Below are 19,272 nucleotides of genomic sequence, written 5' to 3' on the forward strand. Positions count from 1 at the left end.
AAAAACCGGTTGCGCGGCGGCGCTCCGGTTGCCTTCTTACGCCGCCTTAACCTACGGTTGCGTAACTTACGATAGCGTAGGTACACCGTCCCCGCCCCAGGAGCCCTCGTGACCCTTACCTCGCCCCATCGAGCCGGACCGGACGTCTGGAGCGACGCGACACTGCTCTATGCGCTGGAAGAGGTGGTGGAGCGTGAGCTCAATCGGCACCTCGGGGTGGCCAAGGAATGGATGCCGCACGAGTACGTGCCGTGGAGCGACGGCCGTGACTTCGACGGGGTGATGGGCGGCGAGGCCTGGGCACCTGAGCAGTCCAAGGTCTCCGACGTCGGCCGGATCGCCCTGGTGGTGAATCTGCTCACCGAGGACAACCTGCCGAGCTATCACCACGAAATAGCCACTCTCTTCGGACGCGACGGCGCATGGGGCACCTGGGTGCACCGCTGGACCGCGGAGGAGGGCCGGCACGCGATCGTGATGCGCGACTATCTGCTGACCAGCCGCGCGGTCGACCCGGTCGAGCTGGAGCGTTTCCGGATGCAGCACATGTCGGAGGGGTTCGAGCACGACCACCGGCACAGCATGCTGCACTCGGTGGCGTACGTCGCCTTCCAGGAGCTGGCAACCCGTGTCTCGCACCGCAACACCGGCCGCGAGTCGGGCGACCCGGTGTGCGACCGGATGCTGGCCAGGATCGCCACGGACGAGAACCTGCACATGGTCTTCTACCGGAATCTGCTGGCGGCCTCGCTCCAGCTGGCCCCGGACCTGGCGATGCGGGCGATCCGTGACGTGGTGGTGGACTTCCGGATGCCGGGCCACGGAATGCCCGGTTTCGAGCGGTCCGCGGCCCGGATGGCGATCGGCGGGATCTACAACCTGCGGATCCACCACGACGACGTCCTGCTGCCGGTGCTGCGGCATCTCAAGGTGCTTGAGGTCTCCGGGCTCGGGCCCGAGGGGATTCAGGCGCAGGAGGAACTGGGCCTGTTCATGGGCGGGTTGAACGACCAGGCGACGAAGTTCGACGAGCGCAGGGCCGCGCTGCTGGCTCGGCGGGCCGCCCGCGGCTGAGCCGCGGGCGACGACGAGGACGAAGGGGGCCGTCACCGACGGCCCCCTTCTCCGTATCCGGAAATCATGCATGCACGCTTGATTGTTTCTTGGCCCACTGGCACGCTCGTCAGCACCGCTCATGACACGGCGTCGTTCAGGGGGTGGCCATGGCCGATCCGCACGGGCCTTTTCCACAAGCCTCGGCGGCGCCCGGTGCCCCGCCGGGCACCGGCCGGGCACGGTCCGGGCGTACGTCTGACGGCCGTGCGTCCGGCGCGGACCGTGCACCTGGCCGCCTTTCCCCCGGCTCCCCCGCCCCCGGTGGTGCCGCGTGAGCGCCCTCGGCGTCCGCGGCCCGGAATTCGCCGAGCGCCGCGCGATCATGCTGGAGCGGCTGGCCGAGGTCGCGGCCGCGCACGCCGACGCGCTGGCGGGCGGCGGCCCCGCGTACCAGGAGCGGCACCGCGGCCGCGGCAAGCTGCTCGCCCGGGAGCGGATCGAGCTGCTGCTCGACCCCGACACACCCTTTCTTGAGCTGTCGCCGCTGGCGGGCTGGGGCAGCGACTACACCACCGGAGCGTCGATCGTCACCGGGATCGGGGTGATCGAGGGCGTGGAGTGCGTGGTGACGGCGAACGATCCGACCGTACGCGGCGGCGCCAGCAATCCGTGGACGCTCAAGAAGGCCCTGCGGGCCAATGAGATCGCCTTCGCCAACCGGCTGCCCCTGGTGAGCCTGGTCGAGTCCGGCGGCGCCGATCTGCCCAGCCAGAAGGAGATCTTCATACCGGGCGGCGCCCTCTTCCGCGATCTGACCCGGCTGTCGGCGGCCGGCATCCCCACCGTGGCCGTGGTGCTCGGCAACTCGACGGCCGGCGGCGCGTACGTCCCCGGAATGTCGGATCACGTGATCATGGTCAAGGAGCGTTCCAAGGTCTTCCTCGGCGGCCCACCGCTGGTCAAGATGGCCACCGGCGAGGAGAGCGACGACGAGTCGCTGGGCGGCGCCGACATGCACGCCCGTGTCTCGGGCCTGGCCGACCACTTCGCGGTGGACGAGCCGGACGCGCTGCGGACCGCCCGGCGGATCGTCGCGCGCCTCAACTGGCGCAAACTCGGCCCCGAGCCCCGCCCCGACCCGCGCCCGCCGCTGTTCGACGAGGAGGATCTGCTCGGTATCGTGCCGGGCGATCTGCGCACCCCGTTCGACCCGCGCGAGGTCGTCGTCAGAATCGTCGACGGCTCGGCCTTCGACGAGTTCAAGCCGCTGTACGGGGCCGGTCTTGCCACCGGCTGGGCCGAGATCCACGGCTATCCGGTCGGCGTCCTGGCCAACACCCGCGGTGTGCTGTTCAGCGCGGAGGCGCAGAAGGCCGCGCAGTTCATCCAGCTCGCCAACCAGCGCGACATCCCGCTGCTCTTCCTGCACAACACCACCGGCTACATGGTGGGCCGGGAGTACGAGCAGGGCGGCATCGTCAAGCACGGCGCCATGATGATCAACGCCGTCTCCAACTCCCTGGTCCCGCACATCTCGGTGCTGATGGGCGCGAGTTACGGCGCCGGGCACTACGGCATGTGCGGCCGCGCATACGATCCGCGCTTCCTGTTCTCCTGGCCGAGCGCCAAGTCCGCGGTGATGGGCCCGGCGCAGCTCGCGGGTGTGCTGTCGCTGGTGGCCCGGCAGTCGGCGGCGGCCAGGGGCCGGCCGTACGACGAGGCGGCCGACGCGGCGCTGCGGGCGATGGTGGAGGAGCAGATCGAGGCCGAGTCACTGCCGATGTTCCTGTCCGGGCGGCTCTACGACGACGGGGTGATCGACCCGCGCGACACCCGTACGGTCCTCGGCCTGTGTCTGTCGGCCGTGCACGGCGCCCCCGTGGAGGGCGCGAGGGGCGGCTTCGGCGTCTTCCGGATGTGAGGTTTCCGCTGATGAGCACTTCACCGACGACCGGCCCCGGCCCGACCATGCCCGGCGCCATCAGGCCCGGCGCCATCGGGTCCGGCGCTCCCGGGTCCGGCGCCATCGGGTCCGTGCTGGTGGCCAACCGGGGTGAGATCGCCCGCCGGGTCTTCCGCACCTGCCGGGAGCTGGGCATCGCCACGGTGGCCGTGCACGCGGACGCCGACGCGGGGGCCGCGCACGTACGGGAGGCCGACACGGCGGTACGGCTGCCGGGTGACACGCCCGCCGATACGTATCTGCGGGCCGATCTGCTGGTGGCGGCGGCGCTCGCGGCGGGCGCGGACGCGGTGCACCCGGGGTACGGATTCCTGTCGGAGAACGCCGACTTCGCGCGTGCGGTGCGGGTGGCGGGGCTGGTGTGGATCGGTCCGCCGCCCGAGGCGGTGGCCGCGATGGGCTCCAAGACCCGGGCCAAGGAGCTAATGGCGGCGGCCGGGGTGCCGCTGCTCGCCGCGCTCGATCCGGCGGCGGTCACGGCGGCCGATCTGCCGGTGCTGGTGAAGGCCGCGGCGGGCGGCGGCGGACGCGGTATGCGGGTGGTGCGCGAACTGGACCGGCTGCCCGCGGAGTTGACGGCGGCCGCGGCGGAGGCGGCCGCGGCCTTCGGCGACGGTGAGGTCTTCGTGGAGCCGTACGCCGAGCGGGCCCGGCATGTCGAGGTGCAGGTGCTCGCCGACACGCACGGGACGGTGTGGACGCTGGGCGAGCGGGACTGCTCGTTGCAGCGCCGCCATCAGAAGGTGATCGAGGAGACCCCGGCGCCCGGTCTGGCCGAGGACGTACGCCGGGCGCTGCACGACGCGGCGGCCCGCGCGGCGCGGGCGATCGGCTACACGGGCGCGGGCACGGTGGAGTTCCTGGTCGGCGCGGACGGGCGGCCGTACTTCCTGGAGATGAACACCCGTCTGCAGGTGGAGCATCCGGTCACCGAGTGCGTCACCGGCCTGGACCTGGTCGCCTGGCAGATACGTGTCGCCGAGGGCGCGGCCCTGCCTCCCCAGCCGCCGCCGGTACGCGGTCACGCGGTCGAGGCCCGGCTGTACGCGGAGGACCCGGCACGCGGCTGGCGGCCGCAGGCGGGGCCGCTGCACCTGCTGGACGTCCCGGGCGTGGACACGGAGTTCGCGGTGCTGCCGGGGCGCGAGGCGGGGCTGCGGCTGGACGCGGGCCTGACCGGCGGCGAGACGGTCGGGGTGCGCTACGACCCGATGCTGGCCAAGGTGATCGCCTGGGCGCCGACCCGCGCGCAGGCCGTACGGCGGCTCGCGCACGCTCTGGAACGGGCCCGGCTGCACGGTCCGGTCACCAATCGCGACCTGCTGGTACGGGCGCTGCGGCACCCGGAGTTCACGGCCGGGCGGGTGGACACCGGCTTCCTGGAACGGCACTTGGCCGCGCTGACCGCCGACCCGGACGACGCCGCCGGGCGGGCGGAGGCGCTGGCGGCCCTCGCGGCGGCGCTGGCGGACGCGGCCCGGCGGGTGGCGTCGGGCGCGGGCCCGGTGCCGGTACGGCTCGGGGGCTGGCGAAACGTTCCGTCGCAGCCGCAGGTGAAACGTTTCCGGGCCGAGCCCGGCGGCCGCGAGCACGAGGTCCGCTACCGGCTCGGGCGCGAGGGGCTGACGGCGGAGGGGCACGAGAGCTACCCGGACGTACGGCTGGTGTCGGCCTCGGGTGAGCGGGTGGTGCTCGATGTCGGGGGCGTACGGCAGGGGTTCGACGTCGCCGTCCATGCCGCTCCCCCGGTCCGGTCCGGCGGTCCCGCCGGCTCCGGCTACTCCGGCTACTCCGAACGGGTGTTCGTGGATTCACCCATCGTGTCAATCGCGCTGACCGTGCTGCAACGTTTCCCCGAGCCCGGCGATCAGTCCGCTCCCGGCTCCCTGCGTGCGCCGATGCCGGGCACCGTCATTCGAAACGGTGAATTCTCACCCGGCGACCGGGTCGAGGCCGGCCAGCCCCTGCTCTGGCTCGAAGCGATGAAGATGGAACACGTGATCGTCTCGCCCGTCACCGGGACGCTCACCGAACTCACCGCCGAACCCGGCCGCCAGGTCGAGGTCGGCACCGTACTCGCTGTCGTCAAGGAGGAGTCAGGGCCATGACCACCACACAGGGGACCTTCGACAGCGCGCTGCTGGAAAGCGACGAGCGGCGCGCCCTGCGCGAGGCCGTCGGCGACCTCGCCCGCCGCTACGGGCGCGCGTACTTCACCTCGGCGGTCCGCGAGGGCCGGCCGACCGACGAACTCTGGCAGGAGGCAGGACGGCTCGGCTACCTCGGGGTGAACCTCCCGGAGGAGTACGGCGGCGGGGGCGGCGGCCTGGTCGAACTCTCCCTGGTGCTGGAGGAGTTGGGCGCCGCGGGCTGCCCGCTGCTGCTGATGGTCGTCTCCCCCGCCATCTGCGGCACCGTGCTCGCCCGCTTCGGCACCGAGCCGCAGAAGCGGCGCTGGCTGCCGGGCCTGGCGGACGGCTCGCTGCGGATGGCGTTCGGCATCACCGAGCCCGACGCGGGCTCCAACTCGCACCGGATCACCACCACCGCCCGCCGCGACCCGGACACCGGCGGCTGGCTGCTGACCGGCCGCAAGGTCTTCGTCTCCGGCGTCGACATCGCCGACGCCACCCTGATCGTGGGCCGCACCGAGGACGCCCGCACCGGCCGGCTCAAACCCTGTCTGTTCGTCGTGGAGCGCGAGACGCCGGGCTTCGACTTCCGGCGGATCGAGATGGAACTGTCCGCGCCGGAAAAGCAGTTCCAGCTCTTCCTGGACGACGTGGCACTGCCCGCCGACGCGCTGGTCGGCGACGAGGACGCGGGGCTGACACAGCTGTTCGCCGGGCTCAACCCCGAGCGGATCATGACCGCCGCCTTCTCCCTCGGCATGGGCCGCTACGCCCTGGAGCGGGCCGTGGACTACGCCCGCACCCGCCAGGTGTGGAAGTCCCCGATCGGCGCCCACCAGGCCATCGCCCACCCGCTGGCCCAGGCCCATATCGAACTGGAACTGGCCCGGCTGATGATGCGGAAGGCCGCCTACCTCTACGACGCGGGGGACGACATGGGGGCCGGGGAGGCCGCGAACATGGCCAAGTACGCCGCGGCGGAGGCCTGCGCCAAAGCCGTCGACCAGGCCGTGCAGACCCTCGGCGGCAACGGACTGACCACCGAGTACGGGCTCGCGTCGCTGCTCACGGCGTCGCGGGTGGGGCGAATAGCCCCGGTCAGCCGCGAGATGATCCTCAACTTCGTCTCGCACTACACGCTGGGGCTGCCCAAGTCGTACTGAGCGCCCGTCCGGACCGGCCGCCCACGGAACCCGGCGCGCCCCGGCCGTACGGAAGTCCCGTACCCCGAAGGCCCCTTTGCCCTGGCCTGCTTGCCCCCGCCGACCCCGTAGTCCCGCCACTTCCGCATCTCCGCGCGCCGACCGCGGAAAGGAGCCCGCGCATGACGACCGCACCCCTGGTGCGCCGCGAGCACGACCGAGGCGTCACCGTCCTCACGCTCGACTCCCCGGAGCACCGCAACGCCCTGTCCGCCCGCCTGGTCGAGGAACTGACCCTGGCCCTGGAGGACGCGCGCGCCGACCCCGCCGCCCGGGCGGTGCTGCTCACCCACACCGGTGACACGTTCAGTGCCGGGGCCGATCTGCGGGAGGCGGGCGCGGGCACGGCCGAGGGACCGCGCCGGCTGGTGGCGCTGCTGCGGGCGACGGCCGACTCGCCCAAGCCGGTCGTCGCCCTGGTCCGGGGGCACGCGCGGGCCGGCGGTCTCGGGCTGGTGGCCGCCTGCGACATCGCCGTGGCGGGCCCCGCGGCCACCTTCGCCTTCACCGAGGCCAGGATCGGGCTCGCCCCCGCGGTGATCTCACTGCCGGTGCTGGCCCGGGTGGATCCGCGGGCGGTCTCCCGGTACTTCCTGACCGGCGAGACGTTCGGCCCCGAGGAGGCGGTAAGGATCGGCCTGGTCACCGCGCCGCTGGACGCGCTGGAGTCGATACTCGACGGTCTGCGGGCGGCCTCGCCGCAGGGCCTCGCCGAGTCCAAGGCGCTCACCGCCGGATGCCTGCGCACCGCGCTGGCCACGCGTGGCGAGGAACTGTCCACGACCGCCGCGCGGCTGTTCGCCTCCGCCGAGGCGGCCGAGGGCATCCGGGCCTTCCTGGAGAGAAGGGCCCCGTCGTGGACGTCGTGACCGACCGCGCGCCCAAGCAGGACCGCAGCCGCGCCACCCGGCAGCGCATTCTGACGGCCGCCGTGTCCTGTCTGGCGGAACACGGCTGGTCGGGCAGCACCGTCGCGGTGGTGTGCGCCCGGGCCGGCGTGTCCAGGGGCGCGGCGCAGCACCACTTCCGCACCCGCGAGGAACTGTTCACGGCCGCCATCGCGCACATGGCCGAGCAGTGGCTCGCCGCCGTGCGCGAGCGGGCCCGCGCCCTGCCCCGCGAGGGCCCCGACCGTACGTACGCGGTGGTGGACATGCTGGTGGCCGTGCACACCGGGCCGCTCTTCCGGGCCGCGCTGCACCTGTGGGTGGCCGCCGCTGACGAGGAGGCGCTGCGGCCGCGGGTGGCCGCGTTGGAGTCGCGGATCGGCCGGGAGGCGCACCGGCTCGCGGTGGAGTTCCTGGGCGCGGACGAGTCGGTGCCCGGGGTGCGCGAGACCGTGCAGGCGACCTTGGACATGGTCCGCGGTCTCGGTCTTTCCAACCTGCTCAGCGACGACTCGGCGCGGCGGTCCGGGATCGTCCGGCAGTGGTCCCGGGTGCTCGACGCGGTGCTGCGCGACGCGGGCGGTCCGCCGGCCGGGGCGTGAGGGGGCACGAGGCCGTCACGCGAACCGGCGGGCCGCCCGTGACCGTGTCAGTGCAGGCTGGTGTCCGCGGCGCCGGTCGCCAGCCGGGTGAAGCGCACCTTGAGCCCGGCGTGCTCCGGTGAGCAGCAGTAGAGCCCGGCGCGGGCCTCGGCCGCCGGGTCGAGCCAGGCCAGCCGTACGGTGCGCCACGGTCCGTCCTCGCAGCGGGCCCTTACGGTCACCGCGTCACCGGACCGGCTGACCCGTATGGTGACCTCGCGGCCCGCCCACTCCGGGACCGGGGAGAGCGACCAGTCCGAGGTGCCGTGGGTGACGACCGCACCCAACTGCGGGTAGCCGTCGGCGAGTTCGACGCCCGCCTTGATCCAGGTCTCGGTGTCGACCCGGACCAGGGCGCCCGCCTGGTCGTACAGCTCGGGAAGGTCGGCGACGAAGGTGACCTCGACGGCCGAACCGGCCGGGAAGGGCGCGAGCAGGGCGTGGCCCTCGTCGCGGACGAAGCCGTAGCCCGTGGTGCGCCAGAAGTCGCTGCCCTCGCGGGTGGTGACGACCAGGGCCTCGCCCTCGGTGCCGGCGTCGGCGGGCGGGTTGAGCCACTCCGCGTCGGACCAGGGCAGGTCATGGGTGGTCGGGAAGGTCACGGAAGTACCGCCGTTCTGAGCCGCAGGGTTGGTAGCCGAGCCATCGGTTGACGGCCAGCATGGCGAGATTGCCGTCGTCGTTGCTGGTGTAGGCCTCGCGACAGCCGACCGTACGTGCCAGGTGCAAGGAGTGGGCCTTCGCGGCCTTGGCCAGCCCCCGGCCGCGGTATGCCGTGCGGGTGCCGGTGCCGCCGGACCAGTACCGCTCCCGCCCGTCGGTCTGCGCGACGACGAAGGCGGCGACGGTGCCGTCCACGACGGCGGCCGTGCTGAGGTCGGGGTCGAAGTCGGGCCGGTCCCAGGTCAGGGCCCGCCAGTCCGGGTAGCTGATGGCGTCGGACTCCACGTCGCCCGGCTCGTCCCGGAAGCTCTCCAGGTCGGACTCGTAGAGCGGGCGCGGGTCGTCGGCCCACAGGGACGCGGGCAGCAGCCGTACGCCCTCCGCGGGGGCCGGGCGGTCGGGCAGCGGTGAGCCGCTGCCCAGGTCGAGCCGGTGGAAGCTCGCGGACCGGCCGGGCCGGTAGCCGTGCCGGGTGGCGAAGGTGTGGGCGGCGGGCTCGTCGGTGGCCCAGGAGTAGGCGGTGGTGGCGCCGACCGCGCTCAGATGGGCTTCGGCGGCGGCCAGCAGGGCGCTGCCCGTGCCGCGGCGGCGGCCGGCGGGGAGCACATTGAGGTTGAGGAAGGCCCGCCCCGGTGTGCCGGTGTCGGCGAAGAGGCCGATCCGGGCGCAGCCGGTCATCACTCCGGAGTCCTCGGCGATCAGCAGCCGGTAGTGCTGGCGGGCCGGAGCGCCGGTGACCTGGGCGTGCACCACCTGCGGCGTCGTCACGAGGTGGGGCAGGGTCTCACGCATGAGCGCGGAGACGGCTGCGGCGTCCGCGGCTGCGTAGTCCCTGATGATCACGGCCATGGTGAGGCACCCTACGCGGCGGCCCGGCAAAGCGCCGCAGGTTTTTCGGCGCCACCCGGATGCCCGGGCCTCGGCCGGGCAGGCGCGGTTTGAGAGGCCCGCGAGGGCGGACCCCGGGACGGTGCTGGACGGAGGGAGATGAGGGCCGTGCGCAGGACCGGTTCGGAACCGACTCAGGCCCGCAGTCCGCTGCGGCTCAGGCTCACGCTGGCCTTGTGCGGGGTGGTCTGGGGGATCGCCGCCGCGGTCGCCTTCGTCCTGATCGGCCACCCCGGCTGGGCGGCGGTGGTCGCCGCGATCGCCGCGATCGCGGCGGTGGACGCGGGCCTGGTGATCCGGCGGATGCGGCAGGGGTCGCGGTATCAGCCGGGCCGCGATGTGCCGCCGTACCTCCCGCCCGAGCGGCGGAACCGCCGCGGACGGTGACCGCCGGGCTCGGAACGTGAGACTCTGACACGGACGGTGAGCGGTCGGCTGGTACGACAGCGCCGGTCGTCGTTGTGCGGGCGCCCGGAGCCGTCCGGGCAAGGGAAAAGGCCCGGTGCGTGCGCACCGGGCCTTTCCATTCGTAGCGGGGACAGGATTTGAACCTGCGACCTCTGGGTTATGAGCCCAGCGAGCTACCGAGCTGCTCCACCCCGCGTCGTTGAACGTAACTCTACGGGTACTTCACGCTCACGCCAAATTCATTGCGCCGACGGGACCCTTCGGCGCCGCGGCCGCCGCACCCCCACCGCCTCGCCCGCGCCGCGCCGGTCCGGGGTCGCACCCCGTCGGACCCCGCCTCGCGCCGCGCGGTGGTGCTCCCCATACGAATGATCTTGCTCGCGCCGCACGGAATGGCGCATGACCTGGAGTGCACTCCAAGCGACACGCTGACCCGGTATCGCTTCCGCGTGCCACGCACCCAAGTGCCGTGGGAGCAGGGGGGTCGGCAATCCGCGAGTCCGCACAAGGAGAACCATGCGCGTCACCACACTCGGCAGGTCAGGTCCCGAAGTCGGCGTCGTCGGCCTCGGCTGCATGGGGATGACCCACGCCTACGACCCGGTCGGCCGCGACGACGCCACGTCCGTGGACGTCATCCGCCAGGCGGTCGACCTCGGCGCCAACCTGATCGACACGTCCGATGTGTACGGGCCTTTCACCAACGAGGAGTTGGTCGGCAGGGCGCTGGTGGGAACGTACCGGGAGCGTGCCGTACTGGCCACCAAGGTGGGCCTGGTGGTCGAGTCGCGGACCGGCGACCGCATTGTGTACGGGCACAACGGCACGCCCGAGCACATCCGGCGGTCCATCGACGGCAGCCTGCTGCGTCTGGGCACCGACCATGTCGACCTCTACCAACTCCACCGGGTGGACCCGGCCGTGCCGATCGAGGAGACGTGGGGCGCGATGGCCGAGGCCGTCGAGTCGGGCAAGGTGCGGACGCTCGGTCTGTCCGAGGTGGGTGTGCCGGAGATCCAACGCGCCGACCGTGTCCACCCGGTGGCCTCCGTCCAGTCCGAACTGTCGCTGTGGACAAGGGAGACGCTGACCGAGGTGCTGCCGTACTGCGACCGGGAGGGCATCGCCTTCCTGCCGTTCGCCCCGCTGGGCCGCGGCTTCCTCGCGGGGCGGTTCTCGTCGTTCGAGGACCTTCCGGCCGACGACGTACGGCGCTCCTACCAGCGCTTCCAGCAGGACGCCCTGCACGCCAACCTCACCCTGGTCGGCAGGGTGCGCGCGCTCGCCGAGCGGATCGGCGCGACGCCCGCACAGGTCGCGCTGGCCTGGGTGATCGCGCAGGGCCGCCATGTCATCCCGATCCCTGGCACGAAGACGCCGAAGTACCTGATGGACAACGTGGGGGCGGCCCAGGTGACGCTCACCGCCGAGGATCTGGCGGAGCTGGACATGCTCCCGGAGGCCACCGGGGCCCGTTTCTGACCTGTCCGGGGGGCCGGCGGACACGTTCGTCGCCGGCCCCCCGTGTGACGTCCGGCCGCAGGACACGCCGGCCCCCTCGGTGACGCGGGGGCACACCGGCGCCCTGTGACGTCGTCAGATCTCCGCTCCGGCGGCGTCCGCCAACAGCCGGTCGACACGGGCCAGTTCCTCGTCGCTGAAAGCGGGACTGCGCAGCGCCGCCAGGCTGTCGTCGAACTGCGCGACGCTGCTCGCGCCGACGATCAGCGAGGTGACACGCGGGTCCCGCAGCGCCCAGGACAGCGCGGTCTGGGCGAGCGTCCGGCCGCGTTCGCGCGCGAGGGCGTCGAGCCCGCGCAGGGTGGCCAGAAGCGTGTCGCTGAGGGCCGCCGACCTGAGCGTGTCGCCGCGCGCCATCCGGGAGCCGGTCGGGGTGCCGTCCAGATAGCGGCTGGTCAGGAGCCCCTGTGCCAGCGGCGAGTAGCACACGCATCCCACCCCGCTGCCGCCGAGCACGTCCAACAGCCCCTCCTCCGGCCCCCGGTCGAGCATCGAGTAGCGCGGCTGGTGGACCGCGAGCGGCACCCGCAGGTCCTTGAGCAGTTCGACGGCCGCGCGGGTCTGCTCCACGTCGTAGTTGGAGATCCCGACGTACAGCGCCTTGCCGCGGGCCACCAGGTCGGCGAGCGCGCCGACCGTCTCCTCCAGCGGGGTGTGCGGGTCGGGGCGGTGCGAGTAGAAGACGTCGACGTAGTCCACGCCCAGCCGGGTCAGCGACTGGTCGAGGCTGGCGGTCAGATACTTGCGCGAGCCCCATTCGCCGTACGGGCCGGGCCACATGCGGTAGCCGGCCTTGGAGGAGATGATCAGCTCGTCGCGGTGGTGGCGCAGGTCGCGCCGCAGGACCGCGCCGAAGTTCGCCTCGGCGGAGCCCGCGGGGAGGCCGTAGTTGTTCGCGAGGTCGAAGTGGGTGACACCGCGGTCGAACGCGTGGGTGACGATCGCCCGGTGCCGGTCGGCCGGCCCGTCGTCGCCGAAGTTCTGCCACAGGCCGAGGGAGATCTCGGGGAGCAGCAGCCCGGTCCTGCCGAGCCTGCGGTATCTCATCTCGTCGTAGCGTCCGGCGGCGGCGACGAAAGTGCTGGGTGACTGCACGGGTGGGGACCCTTTCCTTGTGGGGTTTCCGTGGTGCTTCGGGCAGGTGCGTGGAGCTGGGGGCCGAGTCCGGCCCGGTGGGGGCGGTCCGGGGCCGAGTCCGGCCCGGTGGGGGCGGTCCGGGGCCGAGTCCGGCCCGGCGGAGGTTGTCAGGGGCCGATTCCGGCCCGGTCGGGGCTACTTGACGCCCACGGTCGCGATGCTCTGGGTGAAGTACCGCTGGAGGACGACGAATACGAGCACGATGGGCGCGATGACCAGGACGGAACCGGCGAGCAGCAGGCCGTACTCGGTGGCGATCTGCCCGGTCGAGTACAGCGACAGCGCGACCGGCAGGGTGTACATGTCCTCGCTCTGGGCGGCGACGAGCGGCCACAGGAAGTTGTTCCACGAGCCGAGGAACGTCAGGATGCCCAGCGTGGCCAGTGGCGGCCCGCACAGCGGCATGACGATCCTCGCCCAGATGCGCAGTTCGCCGGCGCCGTCGATCCTGGCCGCCTCCAGCAGGGTGTCCGGGATCTGCCCGATGAACTGCCGCATCATGAAGACCCCGAGCGGCGAGGTCAGGAAGGGCAGGATCAGCGCCGCGTAGGTGTTGGTCAGACCGAGCTTGGTGACGAGCACGAAGAGCGGTACGAAGGTCACCACGCCCGGCACCATCAGCGTGATCATCACCAGGGCGAACACCAGCCGTTTGCCCGCGAAGTCGAACTTGGCCAGGGCGTGGCCGACCATCGAGCAGAAGAGCAGATTGCCGGCGACGGTGACCAGCGCGACGACCAGGCTGTTGAGGAAGAACCGCCCGAGGTGCAGCCGGGTGAACCAGGTGCCGTAGTTGCCGGTGGTCGGGTGCGCGGGCAGGAAGCCGGACGGGTCGCGCAGGATCTCGCCCTGGGTCTTGAACGACCCCAGCAGCATCCACAGGAAGGGCAGCAGGGTGATCAGGACCGCGACGACCAGGCCGAGATACGTGAGCAGCCGCCGCCGTGCCCTCCAGCGGCCGGTCGGTGCCGTCGCCATCAGTCCCTCGCCCTCAGCGCCCGGAACATGACCGAGCTGAGCAGTGCGATGGCCACGAAGAGCACATAGCTGGCGGCCGAGGCGTAGGCGTAGTTGCCGAAGCCGAACTGCTTGAACGCGAAGTAGCCGACGGACAGCGTCGCGTCGAGCGGACCGCCCTGGGTCATGACGAACGGCTCCTCGAAGAACTGGAGATACCACACCGACAGCAGGACCGCGCCGAACAGCAGCGTCGGCCGCATCAGGGGCACGGTGATCCGGGTGAAGCGTCTGACCGGCCCGGCGCCGTCGATGAGCGCGGCCTCGGTGACCTCGGCCGGGATGGTCTGGAGGCCGGCGAGGAAGATCACCATGAGCGTGCCCATGTTGCGCCACACACCCATCGCGATCATCGCGGGCATCGCCCAGGTCGTGCTGTTGAGCCAGTCGGGCCCGGAGACGCCGAGCAGGCCGAGCACCGCGTTGACCGGGCCGTCCGGCTGGAGGAGGAACCGCCAGACCACGGCCACGGCGACGACACTCGTCACGACGGGCGTGTAGAAGCCCACCCGGAAGGCGACCCGGAACCGGGTGATCCCGCTGTTGAGCGCCACGGCCAGGACGAGCGCGACGCCCATCGTCACGGGGATGCCGACGACGACGAAGTAGCCGGTGTTGCGCAGCGCGTGGAGGAACTGCGCGCTCCGGAACAGCTTGGTGTACTGGTCGAACCCGATGAAGTCGACCGCGAGCGGGTGCTGTGTGTCCGCGCTGGTGAAGTCGCTGAACGACATCGCGAAGGAGGACACCAGCGGGATCAGCGTGAAGGTGGCGAACAGCACGACGAAGGGCAGCGCGAAGGACCAGGCGATGACGGTCTGACGGCGCCGCCTGCCGCGCGGGCCGTGGCCTCGTGCCCGCGAGGCCGCCCGCGCGCCTCGGCCGGTGAAGGCGGTACGGCGGCCCGCGGGCGCGGTACGGCGTGCGGTACGCCCGGCGCCGGTCCCTTCTGACACGACCGTCACCGCGTCAGCCCCCGGTGCCGATCTCGTCGGCCGCGGACTGGGCGTCCTTCATGGCCTTGGCGGGGTCCTTGCCGTTCTTGACCATCTGTTCGAGCTGTTGGCCGACCACGTCGGAGATCTGGAGCCATGTGGCGTTGGCGGGCGGCGCGTTGGTGTCCTTGAGCTGTTCGCCGAAGACGGACAGCCGCTTGTCGTCGGCGAGTTCGGGCTGCTGCCAGGCGCTCCGCACGGCGGGCAGGGCGCCGTCGATCCGGTACCACCGCGCCTGGACGTCGGGCCGGGAGAGCCACTGGACGAGCTTCCAGGCGGCCGCGCTGTTCCTGGTCCGCTTGAACACGACCAGGTCCGAGCCGCCCGCGAAGGACGTCGCCGACTTCTGCTTGGGGAAGGGGGCGAGCGCGTACATGTCCTTGAACTGCGGCCCGCCGGCCTGGTCGAGCAGTTCCGACTCACCGGCCCCGGCCACCAGGACGCCCAACTGCCCGTTGACGAAGGCGGATTCGGCGGCGCCCGCGCCACTGGACGGCTTACGGTCGGCGATCCCCTCGGTGTAGAAGCTCTGGTAGTAGCGGTAGGCCGCGATGGTCTCGGGGGTGTCGAAGGTCCACTTCGAGCCGTCCGCGCTGATGATCTGCGCGCCGTTGGACCAGGGGAAGGCGAAGGAGTTCTGCAGATCCTGGTCGGGGGTGGTCGCCATCCGGATGCCCCACTTGGCCCCGCCCGCGGTCTGGGTCCCCCTGGCCAGCTTCTTGAGGTCGTCCCAGGTCTTCGGCGGCCCGTCGAAGCCCGCCTTCTCGGCGAGGTCCGTGCGGTAGAAGAGCACGCGGGTGTCGACGGCCCACGGCACGCCCACGGTCCGGCCGTCCACCCGGGCCGACGCGAGCGGGCCGGAGAAGTACACGCTCGTGTCCGTGCCGTCGGGCACGGGCTCGAATCCGTCGGTGATCCCGCCCATCAAGGTGGTGCCGACCTGGGCGATGTCGGGGGTGACTCCGCCGGCCTCCGCCGTACGGAACTTGCTCGCCGCGTCCTGCCACGGGATCGAGGTGACGTCGACCGAGTAGCCGGGGTTCTCGTCCTCGAACTGCTTGAGCAGCTTGGGCAGGTTGTCGCCGTCGCCGCCCATCGCCCACATGGTGAGCCTGGCCTTCGCCGGGGCGGGGGCGCTCGGTCCTGAACGCCGCGGCGTCGGGGTGCCGTCGCTGTCGTCGCCCGGCCGGCCGCAGGCGGCGAGCAGTGTGAGGGAGAGCAGACCGACGACGATTCTCACCTTCGCGTGTCTCACGGGGAGTCCTTCGCTCGTGGGCGACCGGCCCCGCGCGGGCATGCGTCACGGGCCGCCAAGAGTTACGAAGAGGGATTTATTAAAGGGCTTGCGATACCGTAGCGACGGGTGGGACGAACGTCAACGGTGCGCGGTCCGGCGCGGGGCGGGCGCACGTACAACCGGCCAACCGGCCTTCGTAGGACAGGAGTTGACGGGCTGGCGGATGCTAGCGGGCGTCGGCGGCGGGTACGGCCGGCGGCTCGACGGCGGGTACGGCCGTGGGCCCGGACGTCGGCTCGGCAGCGGGTACGGCCGTGGGCCCGGTGGCGGGTACGGGCGCGGCCGGCCAGCGGTCGCTGTGCGTCGCGCCGAACAGCCGCCCCTCGACCTCGTTCAGCGCCCGGCGCACCCCGCCCAGTACGGTCGCCCGCCCGCCGAGGGCCGAGAGCACCAGCCGCGGCGGCGGCCCGGCGAGCCGGCTGCGGTAGAGGTCGAACGTACGGGCCTCGATCGTCGGCATCAGCCGCCGCGCCGCGTCCGCCGGCAGGCCGTAGACGACCACGAGTTCGGGGTCCAGGAGCGTGGCCAGCATCGCCACCGGCCGCGCCACGATCGCGCCGATCCGGTCCACGATCCGCCGGGCGACCGGATCGCCGTGGTCGTACGCCGTGAACACCATGTCGGCCGTCACCCGGTCCGGGTCGCCGCCCGCGAGGCCGACGAGCCGGCCCTCCTCCCCGGCGGAGGGCTTCGGACCTGCGGCGTCCCGCGCCCGCAGCACCGCCTCCGCGCCGAGCCTGACCAGCTTGCCGGGGACGCCGCCCGCCGGGCCCATGCCGGACAGCAGGTCGACCGCCGTCATCTCCCCGGCCAGGCCGCTGCTCCCCCGCACCAGGCGGCCGTTGACGATCAGCCCGGCGCCGAACCCGTACTCGCAGACGTCGAGCAGCACGACATCGGCCAGCCCCTGGGCGGCGCCCTGCCAGTGCTCGCCGATCATCGCCAGGTTGGCGTCGTTCTCGGCGACCACCGGCCACGGGAGGGTGTCGGCCAGTTCGGTGATCACGTCCCGGGTGCCCGCCCGGTACTGCGCCGCGGTCGCGCGGGCGTATCCCTGGGACTGCACGGGGGCGGGGATGCTCACGCAGACCTGCCAGACCGCGGCCGGTTCGATCCCGGCGAGCGCGATGACGTCCCGCGCGAGGGCCGGCCCGTGCTCGGTCGCCTGCGCGCGCAGGGTCGGGTCGGGGGTGACCCGCCGGGAGAGTTCGCCGCAGACCCGGCCGGTCAGATCGGCGACTGCGGCCGTGACCTGACTCTCCCGGATCTCCAGCGAGACCACGAACCCGGCCCGGGGGTCGGTCCGGTAGCGGCGGGCGGGGCGGCCGGGCTGGGCGTCCTGCGCCGGATCGCTGGGCAGTTCGACGGCCAGGCCCTGGGCGATCAGCCAGTCGCAGGTGGTGTGGACGGTCGGCCGCGACAGTCCGGTCGCCGTCATCAGATCGGTGGCCGTACTGGACTCGCGCGCCCGCATGGCCTCGTAGACCACGGCGGCGTTCATCCAGCGGATCTGGGCCGCGGAGGGGCTGCTTGTGCGCCTGGACACCTGTGCCCCTCCTTCTCGTCCTTCTCGTCCTTCTCGGTCCTTCTTCCGGCGTACCCGCGGTGGCGTGGCCGGGCGGGCGCACGCGTCGGAGGTACCCAAGGGTACGCAGGGTGAACGGGGTGCCCGGCACCGGATCGTACCGGCGGCGGTCCCGCCCGGGGCTCCCGGCGTGGACGGGCGGGGAGTCGCGGCGACAGCTAGCCTGGCCGTCGTACGGCGGGCCCCTGCCCCCGCGTCAGGAGGTCACCCATGCGCTCCCCCCGGCGGCTCGCGGTCCCGCTCTGCGCCGCGCTGCTGTGCGTCGGCGCCGCCGTACCCGCCTGCGCCGAAGGCCCGCACGTACGGCTGCGCGCGATGACGTACAACATCCACGCGGGGGCCGGGTACGACGGGCGGCTCGACGTGGCGCGGACCGCCGCCGCGATCTCCGGGCAGCGTCCGGACGTGGTGGCGCTGGAGGAGGTCGATGTGCACTGGGGTGCGCGCAGCCAGTGGCGGGACGAGGCGCGGGAGATCGCGGACGCGACCGGGATGCGGGTGTTCTTCGCGCCGGTCTACAGCCTCGATCCGCCCCTGCCGGGCGCGCCGCGCGAGGAGTTCGGCGTCGCGCTGCTGTCCCGGCACCCGATCCTGTCGGCGGTGAACCATCCGCTGACCCGGCTCTCCACCCAGGACCCGGACCCGGTACCGGCGCCCGCGCCCGGCTTCCCGGAGATCGTCACCGAGGTGCGCGGGGTCCCGGTCCATGTCTACGGGACCCATCTGGACTATCGCGCCGACCCCTCCGTACGGCGGCTCCAGGTCGCCGACACGCTGCGGGTGCTGGACGAGGACCGGGGCGGGCCGCAGATCCTGATGGGCGATCTCAATGCCGAACCCCGGGCGCCCGAACTGGCCCCGCTGCTGGCCCGGTTGACCGACACCTGGGCGGCCGTCCACCCGGCCGGGGACGGCTTCACCCACCCGGCGCAGGCTCCGGAGCGGCGGATCGACTACGTACTGGCCTCGCCCGGGATCGGCGTACGGGACGTACGGGTGCCGGTCACCGGCGCCTCGGACCATCTGCCGGTCGTCGCCGATCTCGTTGGCTGATCTCCCGTCAGATCTCGTCCCAGGGCGCCGATTCGTACAACTTCGCCACGCGGCCGAGGAGTTCGGCGTCCATCGGCACAGGGGTGTCGTCGATCCGCGAAACCGTCGCCGTGCCACGGGAGTTGACGACGAAGGCACCGTCGTACGTGCCCACGTCGGCCAGTCCCACCGGCCGGCTGACCTGCGGGACGCCCACCGCGTTCAGGACCTCCTCCAGCACCTGCCAGGTGATGCCGCGCAGTTGGGGCCCCTGCGGCCAGACCACCGTGTCGCCCGCCACGAAGCCGATGTTGGTGATCGCGCCCTCGGCGACCCCGCCGTCCGGGCCGGTCAGCAGCGCCTCCTGATACCCCTCGGCCGCCACCTGCCGCCCGAAGTACCCCTGCGCGAAGCCGCCGACGTGCTTGAGGTGGGCCACCGGCCGCAGATACGGCACGGACTTGACCCGGTACGGGCCCTCCGGCATCGCGGCCGGCTGGCGGACGGCGACCATGACCGCGACGGGGGTTCCGGGGACGTCGGCCGGCTGGAAGACGTTGACGCGTACGGAGGCGTCTGCGGGGCGGGAGGGGTCCGCGGCGCGCGCGGAGGCCAGCGCGTGCCGTACGTACGCCCGGACCCGCTCGCCGTCCAGCGGGGTGCCGAACAGTTCGCGGGTGGCGCCGTCCAGCCGGGCCAGGTGGAAGCGCAGCCCCCGGACCCGGCCGTCACGGACCTGCATCGCGGTGAAGTGGCCGTACCCGCCGAGCACGGGCGCCAGCGTCTCGACGGTCGCGGGCGCTCCGTCGATCTCGATCAGCGGGCTGGAGGGTTGCGTCATGCGGCTC

17 protein-coding genes and 1 tRNA gene are annotated in these 19,272 nt (G+C 72.6%); 9 read left to right on the forward strand and 9 right to left on the reverse strand.

What is annotated here, in order from left to right; translation table 11 throughout:
- Window positions 1-108 precede the first annotated feature (108 nt).
- The 6 genes from OHA30_RS04905 (at window position 109) to OHA30_RS04930 (ending at window position 7,842) form a co-directional block, all read left to right on the forward strand.
- Window positions 109-1,074 carry an acyl-ACP desaturase gene (locus OHA30_RS04905; protein WP_328912562.1) on the forward strand — a complete coding sequence of 322 codons (966 nt, stop codon included), beginning with the start codon at window positions 109-111 and terminating at the stop codon, window positions 1,072-1,074.
- A 364-nt stretch (window positions 1,075-1,438) separates the two neighbouring features.
- Window positions 1,439-2,977 carry an acyl-CoA carboxylase subunit beta gene (locus OHA30_RS04910; RefSeq protein ID WP_328917725.1) on the forward strand — a complete coding sequence of 513 codons (1,539 nt, stop codon included), beginning with the start codon at window positions 1,439-1,441 and terminating at the stop codon, window positions 2,975-2,977.
- 47 nt (window positions 2,978-3,024) lie between these two features.
- Entirely contained in the window at window positions 3,025-5,127 is a 2,103-nt protein-coding gene (locus tag OHA30_RS04915) for an ATP-binding protein (protein ID WP_328917726.1), read from the forward strand.
- Window positions 5,124-6,314, forward strand: a complete 1,191-nt coding sequence (locus tag OHA30_RS04920) for an acyl-CoA dehydrogenase family protein (protein ID WP_328912563.1) — start codon at window positions 5,124-5,126, stop codon at window positions 6,312-6,314. Before OHA30_RS04915 ends, OHA30_RS04920 begins: the two co-directional genes overlap by 4 nt.
- 161 nt (window positions 6,315-6,475) lie before the next feature.
- Entirely contained in the window at window positions 6,476-7,222 is a 747-nt protein-coding gene (locus OHA30_RS04925; protein WP_328912564.1) for an enoyl-CoA hydratase family protein, read from the forward strand.
- Complete coding sequence (locus OHA30_RS04930) at window positions 7,210-7,842, forward strand: TetR/AcrR family transcriptional regulator (protein ID WP_328912565.1); 633 nt, start codon at window positions 7,210-7,212, stop codon at window positions 7,840-7,842. The genes OHA30_RS04925 and OHA30_RS04930 overlap by 13 nt, the downstream gene beginning before the upstream one ends.
- Window positions 7,843-7,889: 47 nt before the next feature.
- On the opposite strand, the gene OHA30_RS04935 is transcribed toward OHA30_RS04930, so the two are convergent.
- Together OHA30_RS04935 and OHA30_RS04940 are read right to left on the reverse strand one after the other, a co-directional pair.
- Entirely contained in the window at window positions 7,890-8,483 is a 594-nt protein-coding gene (locus OHA30_RS04935) for a DUF1349 domain-containing protein (protein ID WP_328912566.1), read from the reverse strand.
- Window positions 8,461-9,393 (reverse strand): GNAT family N-acetyltransferase, encoded by a 933-nt coding sequence (locus OHA30_RS04940; RefSeq protein WP_328912567.1) that lies wholly within the window; start codon window positions 9,391-9,393, stop codon window positions 8,461-8,463. Before OHA30_RS04940 ends, OHA30_RS04935 begins: the two co-directional genes overlap by 23 nt.
- Window positions 9,394-9,540: 147 nt before the next feature.
- Here OHA30_RS04940 and OHA30_RS04945 point away from each other — a divergent pair, with 147 nt between their 5' ends.
- Complete coding sequence (locus tag OHA30_RS04945) at window positions 9,541-9,819, forward strand: DUF6343 family protein (RefSeq protein WP_405785795.1); 279 nt, start codon at window positions 9,541-9,543, stop codon at window positions 9,817-9,819.
- A 143-nt stretch (window positions 9,820-9,962) separates the two neighbouring features.
- Here the strand turns inward: OHA30_RS04945 and OHA30_RS04950 are convergent.
- Window positions 9,963-10,036, reverse strand: a tRNA-Met gene (locus OHA30_RS04950).
- A gap of 320 nt (window positions 10,037-10,356) precedes the next feature.
- Between OHA30_RS04950 and OHA30_RS04955 the strand changes: the two genes are divergently transcribed.
- Window positions 10,357-11,322 (forward strand): aldo/keto reductase, encoded by a 966-nt coding sequence (locus tag OHA30_RS04955; protein WP_328912569.1) that lies wholly within the window; start codon window positions 10,357-10,359, stop codon window positions 11,320-11,322.
- Window positions 11,323-11,436: 114 nt separating this feature from the next.
- Here the strand turns inward: OHA30_RS04955 and OHA30_RS04960 are convergent, their stop codons facing one another.
- The 5 genes from OHA30_RS04960 to OHA30_RS04980 form a co-directional block, all read right to left on the reverse strand.
- Window positions 11,437-12,408, reverse strand: a complete 972-nt coding sequence (locus OHA30_RS04960) for an aldo/keto reductase (protein ID WP_328917727.1) — start codon at window positions 12,406-12,408, stop codon at window positions 11,437-11,439.
- A 225-nt stretch (window positions 12,409-12,633) separates the two neighbouring features.
- Window positions 12,634-13,476, reverse strand: coding sequence for a carbohydrate ABC transporter permease (locus OHA30_RS04965; RefSeq protein ID WP_328912570.1), 843 nt, complete (start codon window positions 13,474-13,476; stop codon window positions 12,634-12,636).
- Window positions 13,476-14,480, reverse strand: a complete 1,005-nt coding sequence (locus OHA30_RS04970; protein ID WP_405785794.1) for a carbohydrate ABC transporter permease — start codon at window positions 14,478-14,480, stop codon at window positions 13,476-13,478. Before OHA30_RS04970 ends, OHA30_RS04965 begins: the two co-directional genes overlap by 1 nt.
- A 4-nt stretch (window positions 14,481-14,484) precedes the next feature.
- Entirely contained in the window at window positions 14,485-15,765 is a 1,281-nt protein-coding gene (locus OHA30_RS04975; RefSeq protein WP_328912572.1) for an extracellular solute-binding protein, read from the reverse strand.
- Between the two features lie 208 nt (window positions 15,766-15,973).
- Window positions 15,974-17,353, reverse strand: a complete 1,380-nt coding sequence (locus OHA30_RS04980) for an ROK family protein (protein ID WP_328912573.1) — start codon at window positions 17,351-17,353, stop codon at window positions 15,974-15,976.
- A 249-nt stretch (window positions 17,354-17,602) separates the two neighbouring features.
- Here OHA30_RS04980 and OHA30_RS04985 point away from each other — a divergent pair, with 249 nt between their 5' ends.
- Entirely contained in the window at window positions 17,603-18,445 is an 843-nt protein-coding gene (locus tag OHA30_RS04985; RefSeq protein WP_328912574.1) for an endonuclease/exonuclease/phosphatase family protein, read from the forward strand.
- 7 nt (window positions 18,446-18,452) lie between these two features.
- Here the strand turns inward: OHA30_RS04985 and OHA30_RS04990 are convergent, their stop codons facing one another.
- Window positions 18,453-19,265, reverse strand: a complete 813-nt coding sequence (locus OHA30_RS04990; protein ID WP_328912575.1) for an aminotransferase class IV — start codon at window positions 19,263-19,265, stop codon at window positions 18,453-18,455.
- Window positions 19,266-19,272: the final 7 nt, after the last annotated feature.

This window comes from Streptomyces sp. NBC_00223 (assembly GCF_036199905.1).
Classification (GTDB): Bacteria; Actinomycetota; Actinomycetes; order Streptomycetales; family Streptomycetaceae; genus Actinacidiphila.